We start from the raw sequence: 15,820 nt of genomic DNA, 5'->3' as shown, positions 1-15,820 counted from the left end.
TAATAGGGAAAATAATTAACTTAAATATATGAATTATTTAGGTATTAAATTAGGCTGTGGAAAAGAATGGTGGTTTTTTTTGTATAATGAATTTATTCAGTACCCACATTTTAATAATAATTCTAATAGTGGTTATTCTTCTCAAAATGATAATTATAATAATTTTGATGATACGAAATCTATGCATACTGATTAACATCCTTCTAATTAAAAAATCGAGTTATAAAAAAAGAGGGGGATGGCATTTTTTATTGAAGTTTGTTTATAATAGCTTTTTAAGTTGATAGGGATGAATTTTAAAATAGATTATTAACCTCTTTGATAATTTTTATTTTCCTTATAGTATTTGGCATACTGTATTAAAAATTTAATATTTTGAAAGGAGAGTCAATCAATATAGGCAAGAAAAAAGAATAGGAAATAAGTGGTTGCTTATCAAGGTAGAAATTAAACGAGTTTTTGTTCATATAAACTAAATAAAGGGGTGTTCTTTATGTGTACTAGTTTGACATTACAGACAAAAAACGGTCAGCACCTTTTTGCACGAACGATGGATTTTACATTAGATTTCAATCAAGAAGTAATAATCATTCCTCGGCGTTATCAATGGAACAATATAACTGGTGAAAATATCAAGGCGAAACAAGCAGTTGTCGGGATGGGGATTAACTATCAAGGAAGGGTCATTCTGGCAGATGGAGTAAATGAATCTGGTATGACATGTGCAACACTTTATTTTCCAGGATTCGCTACTTATAGTAACAGTATAGATGACAATAAAACAAATCTAGCTCCATTTGATTTTGTGGCATGGAGTCTCACACAATTCAATTCTGTCGAAGAGTTAAAGAAATCTGTAGAGAGTATTTCTTTTTTAGATATATCATTATCTGTTTTAGGAGTTACTCCACCGCTACATTGGATCTTAGCGGATAAGCGGGGAGAATGTATTGTATTAGAGCCCACAATTGAGGGGCTAAAAATTTATGATAATCCGCTAGGGGTAATGACCAATAGTCCTGAGTTTAACTGGCATTTACAAAATTTAAGACAATATATAGGTCTTAAATCGCAGCCATATGCACCAACCCAATGGGGGGATGTATCATTAAGTGCTTTTGGACAAGGTTCAGGTTCGATGGGACTCCCTGGGGATTTTACTCCACCATCAAGGTTTGTTCGGGCGGCGTATAGCAAACAAAATATTCAAGGGGGAGATAACGAAGAGGAAGGGGTATCGGCCGTTTTTCATATCTTATCAAATTGTGAGCTTCCAAAAGGTGGAGTGATAACTGAAGAAGGTACAATAGATAATACTATTTATACAAGTGCAATGTGTATGGAGTCTGGCATATATTATTATCATACCTATGATTGTAGACAAATTATAGCCATACATCTATTTCATGAAAATTTAGATACAGATGAAATTAAAACTTATCCATTTCAGCGTAAACAAAAGATATATTATCAAAACTAATTAGATTTGGAATAACATCAAAAAGGCAAACTTAATTAAGTTTGCTTTTTATAATAGGCCATACGACTTATGGTATAACTTTTACACACTTACACTGATATTTATATATATAGTATTCTTTATTATATTTGTAATCATTTTAAGCGAAGGGTACGTGATTAAGATGAATAATACATATAATGAAAAGACACATACTCCCATTAAACAATTATTGAACAAATTTTCACCCAAATCCCCTGGCTTTGCATATATTGCTAGTTTTGATAGTGGAGTAACGTATAAAGGTGCAGTTGGCTTAGCTTCTATAGAGGAAAATCTACCGATAACCACAAAGAGCGTTTTTAATATCGCCTCAGTTTCTAAACAATTTACAGCGTTTTCTATACTACTCTTAGAACAAGAGGGAAGATTGGGTTTAGATGATTCAATTGTAAAGTTTGTCCCTTCTATAGGAACATATGCTGAACCAGTAACATTGAGACATCTAATTCATCATACTGGTGGGCTAGTTGATTATATGGCATTGGCTGAAGCAGCAAATATTAAATTTACTGATACATTAACTGTGGAAGAATCTCTAAAACACCTAAATGCTCATCAAATTGCAAGGTTCCCAGTGGGCACAAAATTTGAGTATAGCAATACAGGATATTTTTTATTGTCACTAGTGGTAGAGAAGGTAAGTGGCAAGTCCCTACGTCAGTTTGCAAAGGAACGTATTTTTGATCCTTTACACATGAAAGACACAACAATTGTAGATTGCTACCCAACAACTATACCAATTATTAGTGGGTATTCGAAGAATGAGCAAGGAAAATATAAAATCTATGAAAGCCCTTGGGAACATACAGGTGATGGGGCAGTTCATACAAATGTTGAAGATCTTGTAAGATGGGGAGAAAATTTAACTACAGGCACCGTTGGTGGAAAAGAACTTGTTAAAAGAATGAGCGAAATAGGTCTGAAAATTTCTCCAACTGGGGAGACGATTATTGACAATGAAGATTATGCTTTTGGGCTAAGGCTTGCAGAAGGTTTTAACTGTCGATACTTGGAACATTCAGGTAGCTGGGCAGGTTATCGTTCACACTTCATGCGGTTTCCAAAAGAATATTTGACTGTTGTAGTACTAAGTAATTATGATGGATTTGACTCTAAAAAATGTGCTAATGAAATAGCAGAAATTGTTTTAGAAAAGTAAAAAATAGGGCGTAGAAGACAGTATCTAGATTTGGTTAACCTCACGTTGTTTTAGGTGTAATTGATTTTGAGAACGGAAGGCAAGCATATATATATGCCTGCCTTTTTTCGTATTAAAACGAACATAAATATAAATATTAATATTTATACAGTTAAAAAAATAATTAGAAATTTTTTAAATATAGATTAATTAATGAGGTCGAATTTTAAAATTTTTAAATTGATATATAAAAATTATATATCATGATTATCAAACTCAATTTTATTAAAAATTGAAATGTTAATTAATATTCCTATTGCTATTAAATTGACCATTAAAGAACTTCCACCAAAACTTACAAATGGAAATGGGGTACCTGTAAGAGGAAATAGTCCTGTAATACCACCTAAATTTACAACAGATTGCATACCGATCATACATCCTATACCAATTGCTATAAAACTGCCAAATGGATCTACACATAATTGTGCAATTTTTAAGGAGCGAAGTACTATAGTCAAAACTCCAGCCAATATAATAAATACACCAATAAATCCTAGTTCTTCAGAAACTATTGCCATTATAAAATCTGTATGTGGTTCCGGAAGATAACCTGTTTTTTGTATGCTATTTCCAAATCCACGACCAGTGATTCCTCCGGAGCCAATGGCAATAAAAGAATTTACAAGCTGGTATCCATTTCCTTGCGCATCAAGAAATGGATTGAAAATCGTAGTAATACGTTTCTTTTGAACTTCTGACAAACTATATTGAATCAAGAAATATAAAATAGGTAACCACAAAATAGAACTGATGATAGTTCTTTTGATTAGTAGATTTATATTTATTCCTGAGCATAGAAATATGCTAAAACCTATACCTAATATTAAAAGTGCAGATCCTAAATTTGGTTGTTTAAAGATAAGAAAAAAAATTGTAGCTAAAAAAAATAAAAGTTTTCCGATACCACTCCAGTTATTTTTAGCTTGTTCTTGTCGTAATGCAAAAAAACGGGCTGTTACAAGTATTGTTCCTAATTTTAGAAATTCAGCTGGCTGTATTCCAAAGATCCATGATTGAGCATTATTTACCACTTTTCCTTTCCATAAAACCATAATTAATAAAAAAATCCCCCCAACCATAATACAGATTGAGACTATTCGTTTTTTCCATATTTCATATGGGAGTAAAGCACAAACTATTAACCCTATTGTTCCTAAAAGTAGCTTTGTTAATTGAGAATCAACAAAATGTCTACTGTTATAACCGTAATGTTGGACAGCGACAATGGAGCTTGCACTATACATCATGATAATACCTAAAGTACATGTTATGAATAGAGAAAGGAGCAATAGATAATCGAGTTTTAATATTTTTTTCATTTTAATATCCTCCTGATTTAAAACAAAACATAATATTACATTTGCTAATGAATAGAATCTTGTTCTCGTCAATTACTAAATATGACTTGTGTTTAGGAAGATTCTATCACTAACTCCCTGTTTTTTTTACGCAAAAATCCCCCTAGTATGTAACTAGAGGGATTCAAAATGGCATGATTAAATAAGGCTTTTCTCCCCCCTAGTAGAGCTTTGGCACTATACAACGTAAAGTAATGAAAATTCATTACTTAGCTATCTTAAGAAGAGCCTTAATCCGACAATTCCTGTTCTACCCATTGGCGTCTTTCGACATTTTTGGGCAATAGCCTGTGTTTGCATAGGAGCCTCACCTAACAGGTTAAGCAACATAAATTTTATGTATTTGTTTCGTGTAGCAAGCATAAATATATTTTTTTTGCTTGTCAAGCAACCATATTGCTAATTTTATCTGTTATATTGCTTTATAGTCCTTTGAGAAATGATATGAGAAAATGTATGTAATCATTCTGTATAAGTATATATTTTCAACTTGTAGTGTATAGTTTGATTAAGTAGTTTAACCATATAAATTTGATAAACAGTAAAGAAGATTTTAATCATAAAAGAAGATTTTTTTATGAATGTTCGTTTGATATACAGAATGACTAATTATTCATCTTATGTTATAAAGTTGGAATTTGTTTAAAAACAATAAGTTTCATATGTTTTATAACGTTTCTTCGAATTAAATCTATTTGAATTCTATGTTTTTTTAGGGGAATTTTAAATTTATAATAAAATATAATTTCATTTTCCATAAAAGATTTTTTTATGAATGGAATTGAAAGTCAGTTGACAAATATTAAATTCTGGTTTAAATTTTGAAGTAATTCAATAAACTTTGTTAGGTGAGGCTCCTGTATAGAGAAACGCTGCTGCCCAAAAATGTCGAGAGACGCCAATGGGTCAACAGGAACGGTCGGATTAAGGCCCTTCTTAATGTAGCTGGTTATAAAAACCTATGCTATACAGTGCTAAAACTCAACGAGGGAGTGGTATACGATTTGATAGAAAGGCACCTCTGTGATTTTGGCAGAGCTGTCTTAATAATCATTTATTTGTATTGTAAAAAACCTTTACTCCTTTTTGAGTAAAGGTTTTTCTGTTTAATGTTATTTGTTTTATCTTGTCTATATTCAAAAAGGAGGTAATTCTAAATAATGAATTGATTGCAATGTAACTATTATTGCTCTAATAAAAAATCTAAGACAGATAAAATAAAACAAAACCACTCATGAAACTCTAGAGTCTCCCTTAGCAATATGAGGAGGAGTTAACATGAAGAAATTATTAAAAGAATTACTTGTAACCAAAAATAATTTGGATGCAGAGAAAGTTTTACGTCTTCCGTCGTATGATGTTGCGCAAGAAGTAAAAAGATTTTCAATTGAAGATCAAATCATATTGCTAAATACGATTCCCGTATTAAAAAGCTCTAAAATTCTTCAATATATGAGTGCAGAAGAAAAATATAATATCTTAATTCACTTATCTGAAAACAAAGCTAAAAAGTTACTAAATTTACAACCGATTGATGAATTAGTAGATTTACTTCTAGCGGTTCATCCTGAAAAACAAGCTAAATTAATGGCGTATCTAGACAAAATTACAAAACATAACGTAAAAAAATTGATGAATTTCAAACCTGAAACGGCAGGAAGTCTTGTCACAAGTGATTTTTTTGCAGTTAGAGGAAATTGGTCAGTAAAAATGACATTGAAGTACATTAGGGAACATTCTGAAAATGTAGAATCAATATCTTATAGTTATGTTCTTGATAGTCATGGTTATCTTGAGGGAATCGTTTCCATACATGAGTTATTACTAGCAGCAGATGAAGAGATATTATCTACTATTATGGTTCAAGAGGTAATTTCAGTACAAGCTGAAGTTGACCAGCAAGAAGTTGTAAAAAAGCTACTGAATTATAATTTAGCAGCAATACCTGTGACAACAGCAAATAATAAAATGATTGGTATTATCACTTTTGATGACGTAATGAGTGTTATGGAAGCAGAAGCTACAGAAGATATTCAAAAGTTAGGCGGAAGTGAGCCATTGAATCAATCTTACTTTGAAGCTAGCATTTGGAGCATCTTCTTAAAACGCCTACCATGGTTATTACTTCTTTTTGTTGCTGAGGCATATACAGGTACAGTATTAAAATATTTTGAAGATGAAATTGAAACTGTAGTTGCCCTTGCTTTCTTTGTTCCGTTATTAGTAGGTACTGGTGGGAATACAGGAACACAGGTTGTAGCAACAATTACTCGTGCAATCGGTATTGGAGAGGTCAAATTTAAAGACATTTTCCGTGTAATGAAAAAGGAATTTGCAATAGGTATGCTTCTCGGACTTGCACTTGGAATAGCTGGGCTCACTCGTGCTTATATGTTAGGAGTTGGAACAGAAGTTGCACAAGTTGTAGCAATTACTTTATTATTTATTGTTATTTGGGCCTCTCTTGTAGCAGCTGTTTTACCTTTAATTCTAAGAAAATTAAAACTAGATCCTGCAGTTGTTTCAGGTCCATTTATTACAACATTTGTTGACGGAACAGGATTATTAATTTATTTCATGGTTGCAAAAACGTTATTAAATTTATAAATATACACTAAAAAATGAAATTCGGAATAAGTATTTTGCCTGAATTGCTAAAGTATAGTGGGGAATTCAGACATGAGGAAATCAAACACTTTTGTATTTAGATAAATAATATTTTAATGGATTTATTGAATGTAATGAATGCTGGAGGATAAAACTATGAAACATCTCAGAAAAATCTTCAAACGAATTTTGCTTCTATTGTCTATTTTCATGCTTATTGGCATAGGCATATTATTTGGTACTAGCTATGGCCGAGAGCTTCGCATAACAATGGCTGGGAGTATACTAACTTCTCAGCATCCGCAATATGCGAAATATACATTCCTATCCCAAAAGGAACTAGATAAATTGCAAGATAGAATTAATCATCCGAAATGGTCAAATAGTGATGAGCATATTTATAAAAAAATAGCAGGAAAAAGATTAGAAGAATTTAAAAATCAGCCATTAGAAATTGATGTAGAAACGATTAAAAGTAACAAAGATAGTCGCTTTCTTTTTGAAGGAAAATTAGTTACTATTAGCAATCCCTTCAATGTTAAACTTGTTAGCCATCAAGGAACACAGGGCGCTAACAGAGGGGAAAAAATTAGCGTAATGGCAAAGCGTAATCATGCACTTGTTGCTGTGAATGCAAGTGGATTTGCAGATGAAACAGGAAGGGGTGGAGGAAATGTTGCTACTGGAATTGTAATAGAAAATGGGAAAGTTATTGATACGAATATGGATAGAAATACCCCTACAATTATTACAGGCTTAACAAAGTTTGGACAAATGATAACAGGAAATTATTCTACACAACAACTTTTGGATAAACAAGTCGTTTCAGCAGCAGGATTTATGCCACAGTTAATTGTAAATGGAGAAAAAATGATTACAGAAGGAGACGGTGGTTGGGGTTCTGCTCCGCGAAGTATTATGGCCCAAAAAGAAGATGGTACAATTATGTTTCTAGTCATTGACGGTAGACAGACGCATAGTATAGGGGCTACGTTAAAAGAGTGTCAAGATATTCTATATGAAAAAGGTGCTATAAATGCAATGGCTATGGATGGTGGTTCTTCTGCTACTCTATATTTAGGAGGAAAGGTTATAAATTCACCTTCTACATTATCACATGAAGATCGTTATTTACCTAATGCTTGGGTGGTAACAGCAAATCCGAAACAGAAAATAAGGATGACAATAGATGGGAAAAAAATAGATGCTAAAATACCAGATGAATTTGATATAAATATTTCAACTGATTTATAAATTTCTAAGAAAATGAAGGTTTAATTAAAGTTTAAGGACTAACATCCAAAGAGGTTTTAAATTAATACTTTTACCATTTAATATATATTAATGAAGTGCTTATAGAAACACTCAATCATATGGAAATTCTTTTAATTGAGTAGTATTTGCTACAGCTATATGAAATGGACAACCTGTACAACGAATTGTTGTAATCAGATGAGTAAAAATTAATACGCAGAATAAAGTAGTGGTCATACCTGAAAATCATTTAATAAATAATGAAGAACATGTCGGTTTATATTTAAGCCTAGTATAATTAAAAATGAAGCATATTACGAAAGAAATGGGATTAAAAAAAGGCTTAGAAGAAATCAAAGGTGAAAAATTGAGAGATTAGCTTATAGTATATAGAAATTGCTTAACAAAACCGTTTGAAAACAGTTAAAATCTTTTTAAACGCCTTAACAACTTAAAATAGACTTTTAAGTTGTTTTGCATGTTTTTATATTGTTGTGGTATTTAAAGATCGATACAAACGAATCTGAGAGACTTTTTTTCGGGGTAACTAGATAAAATAAAGAATTTAATATAAAAAGCGGTGCTAATTTATAAATATAGTGGGATGAAAATATTATTTCAGATGAATATGAAAGAAGAGAGGAATGATAGAAATATAAATTGTTTAATCAAATTTTCTAATAAAAAAAGATTAAATAACTAGCTATATGATAGATGGTATTATTATTTTAAGAAGACGGTTTCAAAAGAACCGTCTTCTTTTTGTTTCTTTATAAAAAGATACAGATTAATTAATGCCCATTTTTATGTTTTATAAATGTAATAGATTTATTTTAAACAGCCTTTTTAGTAGTGGCTATTTTAAAGGTATTACTTCTCATGCTATAAAATTGTAGGCCTAATGAAATAATCATAGAAATTATCGCAAAGTAGATTAGAGCCATAGTCCCCATTCCAAGAGAAATTACTACTCCACCTAATGTGGCACCTACGGAACTTCCTAGATAGTTTATCGAACTATTGAGGGCCACAGCTGCACTTCCATGCTTAGGTTGATAGGATAATAAAATATGTTGCTGTGGTGCTCCTGATGCCCATCCCATTGCTCCCCATATGAAAAATGGTAAGTATTTTATAATTGTTAGATTAATCATTATAGGAATACATACAACTGAGACAGTTAAAATAATTAAAATAAGAGCCATTAAAGTTTTTGGTTTTTTGAAGTAATCAATTAAATATCCAATTGTTATACTTCCAAATAATCCACCCAATCCCCAAGCCCATAAATAAATTGTTAAATCACTTGTGCTATCAAGATCTTGTAATAATGGAGATAGATAGGTATATAAACCTAAACTTGAAATACTTGCAAAGAATGTTATTAAAACAGTGATAGTAACTCTTTTATCTAAAAACATTGCAAGTCTTTCTTTCATAGCAGGTGGTGCAGTGACTGGAACATGTGGTAGAAACTTAAGAATACTAATAGCAGCAATTAAACTAAGTATTACCACAAACCACATTGCTGATTGCCAATCAAACTTGTCTGCGATATAAAGACCTATGGGAACACCTAATACAGTTCCCATACTCATGCCACCGATTGTTAAGCCAAGTGCGCGTCCTTTCTTTTCTACAGGTACTAACATAGTTGAGCCTGCAACAGCTAAAGGAGAAAATAATCCAGCACCAACACCAGCAATCGCCCTTGATATTAAGAATATCGAAAAGTTTGGAGATACTGCGGTTAATGCATTTGCAAGTCCAAATACAATTATTGAAGTCAATAGAACTTTTTTTATAGGTTTACCTGCTAAGAGAGAGGCAAACAGTGGAGCGGATATTGCATAGCATAATGTAAATATACTTACAGCTTGCCCAACTTGGGATGCACTTTTTTGATAGGTATCACTAATTCCAGGAACCAGTCCAGCAATAATATAAGCATCGAATCCCAAGGCAAACATACCAATAGCTAAAAAGATAACTTTTTTCATAGTTCTGCCACCTTTACATTGTCAAGATTATAATAAATTATCAATCTTATACACTCTAGTTGCTAGTTTTATACAGATAGAGAATGATTATTGAATCAATATATAACTCTATAATGATGTTACTTACAATTATAATAATTGAGTTATATATAATTATTGAATAATGCCATAGTAATTAAAAAATCTGCAGATTAAATTAAGATAAAATAACATTTGATAATCATTACTCGTCTAGCTTAAGTAGGTTAATATTAGTATACTTAATGAATGGGATTAAATAAAATGAATAATATTAATGCAAGGGATGAAAAAAACTCATGAGTATTATTAAGTATGAAATTTTTGAATCAGTTATTACAACGGGGAGTTTTACAAAGGCTGCCGAAAAATTAAACATGACGCAATCTGCAGTAAGCCATGCAATTTCTAGCTTAGAAAGGGAATTAGGAACGTCTTTATTCCTGAGAACTGGTCGGACGATTACTTTAACTCCTCAAGGCACTAAAGCTTATGAGTATATTGGTCAGATATTAAATATAAACCGTAAATTAATAGAGACAAATTTTAATGATCAATTATTGCCTAAAACACTGAGGATTGGAGCCTTTACAAGTGTAAAAAAACATATATTACCTCCAATTATGAAAGAATTTAATAAATTGTATCCGTTTATTGAAATTATAATATTTGAGGGGACTTATGATGAAATACAAGAATGGGTTATTAATAAAGTAATTGACCTGGGATTTACAATTAACGGGGAATTCGGATGTGAATCCGTCCCATTTTGGGAAGACGAGTTAGTTATAGCAACACCAAATAACTTAAAGTTAATTCCTGAAGATTGCTCTTTAAAGGATTTCTTTGATCAAAATAATATTATTATGCCAGCAGCGCCATACAGAAATCAAGTTGAGAAATTTTTTAATCAGCACAGTATAGAGCCTAAGGTTCATTCGTATATAAGTGACTGCAATACAATTGTGAAAATGATTGATCTAGGAATAGGTATTTCTATAGGACCAAAGCTTTTCTTAAAATCATTTGATAATATAAAGATATATGAATTGCCGGATAGACATTATAGAAATATATACATATCTTATAAACATGCTACAGAATTAACACATGCAGAAGGACATTATGTTCAGGAATTTATAAAAATAGCAAGGAACTTATTTTAAGTTCCTTGCTATTTTTTATCCTAATCGTCCAAATCCACTATTTTCGTTGAGCAAGACTCTTTTCTCAGAACTGTTATATTTAACTCTATAAAAGCTCGATTTCTTAGAATCAATTTCATTAAGTAATTCCTGTAAGCGAACTGCATCTTTTAGATTTGGAAAACCAAAAGAAGGTTCTTTTTCCAGCATAACAAAATCAGTAACATCTTTGACTACATTTATAATTCGCTCTATTTTTCTATCCCCATTATATTCGTGTTCAAGGGAGTTAAAGTATAACAGTTCTTCAGATTGTGTGCTAGTTTCTGTCCAAATTTTTACTGAATCTTCATACCAGTTTGGTGTGTCATAAGAGAGTTGTGCAAAAATTAATTGATTATTAGCATCCTGAAAAACAAAATCTAATTCTCTTCTTCTGAATAAGTTTACAAAACTACTATATCCTGTCACTACAGCACCATTTATTTCACCCATAACAGAAACGCTATCTGAAATTTCATCTCCAGAAATTGAATAATCAGACTTCACTCCTTGAATATGTCTTAATTGTAATGGTGAATTACCGTTGATCCATTGAACAAGATCTAAAGAGTGTATAATTTCACTGATAACTCCTGTTGTAGGTCGATAATCATTAATTCTATTTTTTTCCCATAAGAAGTTGGCACGTACTAATTTTAAATTATTTTCATTTACATATGCTTTTAATAATCGAGCGGCTTGTGAATATCTTGCAACCATATTTAAACAAAAGCCCGATGTGTATTTTAATAGTTTCTCTGCATTTTCTAACTTGAAATTTGGATCAACAAAAGGCTTTTCACATATTACAAATCCATTGAAATTTTGAATTGAAAATAATACTTCTCCATGATTTTCGTCGTTAACGGATATTACTAAAATATCTGGCTTAAATACTTCCAAGGCAGATTCAATAGTCGGATAATACACTAAATCAATATCTTTTTGAGATCTTGAAGTATAAGCAATATCAATATCATTATTGTAGAGAGGTGAGATGTTCTGGAAAGCTTCTAAAAACATTTGACCTGAAAAACCCATTCCAATAATTAAAACTTTCATTTTGGTACGCCCCTATTCTATTGTTTTAAATAATAACTGTTCCCCAGTTTGGAGATAGCCTCTTTTTCTATTGAACTCTTCGGCCATTCTACTAGATTGGACAACAATTTTTTGAACATTATTTTCTTTAAACCAATTATGAAAAGCATCCATCATTGCTTCTGCAATTCCTAGACCACGTCTATCTTTGCTTACTACAAGAGATTGTCCCCAGCCAACTCGTCCGTTAAGTGCACCTACCATAGGAGCGCGTGAATCAATTATTCCAATAACACATGAACATATTTTTGCATCTTCATCATATTGACCAACCTGAATCAGTACATTCTCATTTGAAATATTTTCTTTAATCCAAACGCGATAAGCATTTTGCCAGGCCAAATTATCTTCTTCACTTTTTGCTGCATAATGTGTGTCACCACCAGATAATAAAATCTTTCTTAATTCCACTAATTCTTCAGTGTCTTGAATGGTAGCTTTACGAATTAATAATTTTTCTTGCATAATCAAAATTCCTCCTAAAGTTCATTGTGTGATGGATCTGTATTTTTAGGGGGTAAAATAACCAGACTAAAGACAGCAAATTTATCCCTTAATTAAAATATAATGATATATTATTTCGATAATCATAAACTTAATTTGAGAAAGTATAGTTGATCTTTAACTATTAATTTTAATAACCTAAAAATACCTTTTTTGTAAAATTAGTTTTCACGAGCCAAATATTATCACGACTTAAATATTATATCAATATTAATTTTCTAACTCTTTAGAAATAAATTAAAAAAATAAAAAATCTATTTTCTTGTTAAATAAGTGGCTAAAAACACTCTATTTATAAGCTTTTCACTATTTCTAATCGAACTAAAGCTTAAAATTTAATATAAATATATATATATAGGAAGAGTAAAAATATAATTTACCGAAAAAATTTTATTTTTAAAATTTTTGTTTGTTTTTTGTTTGTATTATGCCTATAATGAGAGAGCACCACAACTTTATTAACATTTTTTTACATTACCCCCTTTAAATTGATAGTTAGAGAACTTATAATTGGAGGCACTATATGTATACAAAAATATTAAATGAAAAACTAGTAGAACTGAAAAAAAGTGGGCAATATCGTGAGTTTGTTACATTAAATCGAATTCGTGGGCAATATCCTTTAGCTAAATTAAATGGATCAGAAGATAGTCAGCCTGTAGTTGTTTGGTGCAGTAATGATTACTTAGGAATGTCACAACATCCAGTTGTTGTTGAAGCCATGCATAACGCAATCAATTTATATGGTGCGGGATCAGGTGGTTCTAGAAATATTGGTGGTACACATTACCAATATGAGGAATTGGAGTCATCATTAGCTGAATGGCATGGTAAAGAATCTGCACTTGTATTCCCGACAGGATATGGATCAAATGATGCAACACTTCAGTGTTTACTACGTTTATTTGAAGATTGTATTGTTTTTTCCGATGAACTTAATCATGCATCTATAATTAATGGGATACGTAGTACGAAGGTAGAGCGTACAATATTTAAACATAATGATACAAAACATTTAGAGCAATTACTTGCATCACAACCATATAGCCGGCCAAAAGTAATTGTTTTTGAGTCAGTTTATTCTATGGATGGTGACATTGCACCAATTGAAGAAATTGTTAAACTTGCTAAGAAGTATAACGCTTTAACATTCCTTGATGAAGTTCATGCAATTGGTATGTATGGACCTAGAGGAGCAGGGATAGCTGCTGATCTAGGTATTGCAGATTCAGTTGATATTATTCAAGGAACTATGGCTAAGGGAATTGGTGTTATCGGAGGCTATATTACGGGTTCGGGACCAATGATTGATGCAATCCGATCTTTTGCCTCAGGTTTTATATTTACGACTTCACTACCACCATCTATAGTAGCGGCATGTTATACAAGTGTTGAGCACTTAAAGGTTTCTAACGTAGAAAGAGATGGTTTACATAAAAAAACAGAAATGTTAAGAAAATCTTTTGAAAGAGCGGGAATTCCAATTATGAATTCAAGCGAGACACATATATTACCAGTTTTAATTGGTGATGCAACAAAGTGTAAAGCTGCTGCACGTCAGTTACTTGAGAAACATAATGTTTATTTACAACCAATTAATTCACCAACTGTACCAATTGGGACTGAGAGATTTAGGGTAAACATTACTCCAAATCACACTGAAGAACAGATAATACAATTAACAAATGCATTGACTGAGGTATTTATTGCATTCGATATACCTTTCTTGAAGGAAGAACAAGTAATAGTATAATATCTATATATAAAATTATTTTGATTGTAAATCAAATGATATTTTAGGATATTAAAATTACATGTAGTTTACTACTTAAAATACCCCATATTTATATGGGGTATTTTAAGTGAGGGGGAGTTAATTATGGAGAGTTGTCCTATGTTCGATCTTGTAAAAACTAATAATTTATCACCTGAAATTTTAGGAACTGAAATGGGTAAGTTAGTTAGAGAGTTATTTATTTTAAGACCAGAACAAGTGAATATTTCAGTCTATGGAAGCTTTAAACACGTTACAAATAAATATGAATTGCAAATAGCGTTTTTGAAAGGGATATTTAATCTTACAGAAAAAAGTATGTTAGAACAAGATCCTTTTAGGATTGGTAATAGCACTGGAATTAAATTTGTAGAAGAATTTGCAAAAACACCTTATTCTTATACTGCAAAAATTTCTTTGTTTAATGAAAAAGAAAGTATAGAAGTTGTTACATATAAAAATGATATAGGAAAATTACTTATTTCAGAAATTAATGGGTTTAATTTTAACATATCAGAAAATAATCCAACTATTTTAGTGAGGAATAAAAATAGTTGTAAATTTCTCGCTTTTATAACATCCTTATGCAGTGATTATGAAATTAATATTATAAAAATTCAAAGTTCTCCTCAAAAGATAAATAATATTATGGTCATTGAATTAGATAAGTTACCATCGCTTAAAGTAATTGAGAGGATTAATAATAATCCTTATGTATATAAGACTATAATTATAAATTGAACTTACTTACAAAATATATCTTAAATAACTAATAAGTTATCCTTCCTATGATTCTAATGAAGAAATTCAATTCCATAGTGATGGTACAGAAAGTGAAAATGGAAAAATTATTTTTTATCTATGGAATTTTAGAGAGGGTAGAACAAGTACAGAAGCCAATCCTAGCTATGGATATGGAGAAAAAAGAACATATAATGTAGAACTAACAGTTAAAGATAGTAGAGGAAAAGAAAGTAAAGAACAAATAAAAGTTACTGTAAAAAAGACTCGCAAACAGGTGGATTGCTTGAAGAAGAGAAGATACTCAGGTTTAATAAGCTTGTAAAAGGAAATATGATTAATCCTGATCAAACAGATGTTTATAAGTTTGATGTTACAGTTCAAAAAGAAGTAGATATCTCCGTGGTAAATAAAATATTGGAATGACATGGGTGTTTTATCATGAATAAGACATGCAAAATTACTTAGCTTGTAGTGGCTTTAAGGAATCTAATGATACTATATTATCCATATTAAAAAGGTATTCTCCTAATAAATTGATATGTTTCCTCTA

General features: G+C 31.0%; 11 protein-coding genes, 1 pseudogene and 2 riboswitches. Of the genes and pseudogenes, 8 read left to right on the top strand and 4 right to left on the bottom strand.

Annotated elements, in window-relative coordinates; all coding sequences use genetic code 11:
* Positions 1-493: 493 nt before the first annotated feature.
* Both bsh and MRP26_RS20775 read left to right on the top strand, forming a co-directional pair.
* On the top strand, positions 494-1,480 hold the full coding sequence (bsh, locus tag MRP26_RS20780) for a choloylglycine hydrolase (protein ID WP_065230022.1): 987 nt from the start codon (positions 494-496) through the stop codon (positions 1,478-1,480).
* A 163-nt stretch (positions 1,481-1,643) separates the two neighbouring features.
* The gene (locus MRP26_RS20775) at positions 1,644-2,681 is read left to right on the top strand and encodes a serine hydrolase domain-containing protein (protein ID WP_242806795.1); all 1,038 of its coding nucleotides are present in this window, start codon (positions 1,644-1,646) and stop codon (positions 2,679-2,681) included.
* Between the two features lie 233 nt (positions 2,682-2,914).
* Here the strand turns inward: MRP26_RS20775 and MRP26_RS20770 are convergent, their stop codons facing one another.
* Positions 2,915-4,042, bottom strand: coding sequence for an FtsW/RodA/SpoVE family cell cycle protein (locus MRP26_RS20770; protein ID WP_242806794.1), 1,128 nt, complete (start codon positions 4,040-4,042; stop codon positions 2,915-2,917).
* Positions 4,043-4,230: 188 nt separating this feature from the next.
* A riboswitch (M-box (ykoK) riboswitch) is annotated at positions 4,231-4,407 on the bottom strand.
* A 507-nt stretch (positions 4,408-4,914) separates the two neighbouring features.
* Positions 4,915-5,080, top strand: a riboswitch (M-box (ykoK) riboswitch).
* A 279-nt stretch (positions 5,081-5,359) separates the two neighbouring features.
* On the opposite strand from MRP26_RS20770, the gene mgtE reads away from it, so the two are divergent.
* Positions 5,360-6,688: a magnesium transporter gene (mgtE, locus tag MRP26_RS20765; protein WP_088344699.1), complete on the top strand. Its 1,329-nt coding sequence runs from the start codon at positions 5,360-5,362 to the stop codon at positions 6,686-6,688.
* A gap of 156 nt (positions 6,689-6,844) precedes the next feature.
* Positions 6,845-7,942: a phosphodiester glycosidase family protein gene (locus tag MRP26_RS20760; protein ID WP_167320055.1), complete on the top strand. Its 1,098-nt coding sequence runs from the start codon at positions 6,845-6,847 to the stop codon at positions 7,940-7,942.
* 833 nt (positions 7,943-8,775) lie between these two features.
* Here the strand turns inward: MRP26_RS20760 and MRP26_RS20755 are convergent.
* A complete protein-coding gene (locus tag MRP26_RS20755; RefSeq protein ID WP_000755603.1) occupies positions 8,776-9,942 on the bottom strand; it encodes an MFS transporter in 1,167 nt (388 codons plus the stop codon).
* Positions 9,943-10,259: 317 nt separating this feature from the next.
* Here MRP26_RS20755 and MRP26_RS20750 point away from each other — a divergent pair, with 317 nt between their 5' ends.
* The gene (locus MRP26_RS20750) at positions 10,260-11,126 is read left to right on the top strand and encodes a LysR family transcriptional regulator (RefSeq protein ID WP_197241975.1); all 867 of its coding nucleotides are present in this window, start codon (positions 10,260-10,262) and stop codon (positions 11,124-11,126) included.
* A 15-nt stretch (positions 11,127-11,141) separates the two neighbouring features.
* Here the strand turns inward: MRP26_RS20750 and MRP26_RS20745 are convergent, their stop codons facing one another.
* Both MRP26_RS20745 and MRP26_RS20740 read right to left on the bottom strand, forming a co-directional pair.
* The gene (locus tag MRP26_RS20745) at positions 11,142-12,209 is read right to left on the bottom strand and encodes a Gfo/Idh/MocA family oxidoreductase (protein ID WP_088344704.1); all 1,068 of its coding nucleotides are present in this window, start codon (positions 12,207-12,209) and stop codon (positions 11,142-11,144) included.
* 12 nt (positions 12,210-12,221) lie between these two features.
* A complete protein-coding gene (locus tag MRP26_RS20740) occupies positions 12,222-12,713 on the bottom strand; it encodes a GNAT family N-acetyltransferase (protein ID WP_242806792.1) in 492 nt (163 codons plus the stop codon).
* A 562-nt stretch (positions 12,714-13,275) separates the two neighbouring features.
* Between MRP26_RS20740 and hemA the strand changes: the two genes are divergently transcribed.
* From hemA to MRP26_RS30960, 3 genes and pseudogenes are all read left to right on the top strand, one after another.
* Positions 13,276-14,505: a 5-aminolevulinate synthase gene (gene hemA, locus MRP26_RS20735; protein WP_088344706.1), complete on the top strand. Its 1,230-nt coding sequence runs from the start codon at positions 13,276-13,278 to the stop codon at positions 14,503-14,505.
* A gap of 126 nt (positions 14,506-14,631) precedes the next feature.
* Positions 14,632-15,267, top strand: a complete 636-nt coding sequence (locus tag MRP26_RS20730) for an ACT domain-containing protein (RefSeq protein ID WP_088344708.1) — start codon at positions 14,632-14,634, stop codon at positions 15,265-15,267.
* A 55-nt stretch (positions 15,268-15,322) separates the two neighbouring features.
* Positions 15,323-15,713 (top strand): annotated as a pseudogene (locus tag MRP26_RS30960) (PKD domain-containing protein); the annotation flags it as partial.
* Between the last annotated feature and the right edge of the window lie 107 nt (positions 15,714-15,820).

This window comes from Bacillus sp. CCB-MMP212 (assembly GCF_022748145.1).
Lineage (GTDB): Bacteria > Bacillota > Bacilli > Bacillales > Bacillaceae_G > Bacillus_A > Bacillus_A cereus.
Note: the sequence above shows the minus strand (reverse complement) of the source record. Positions and strands in the feature narration are given on the sequence as shown.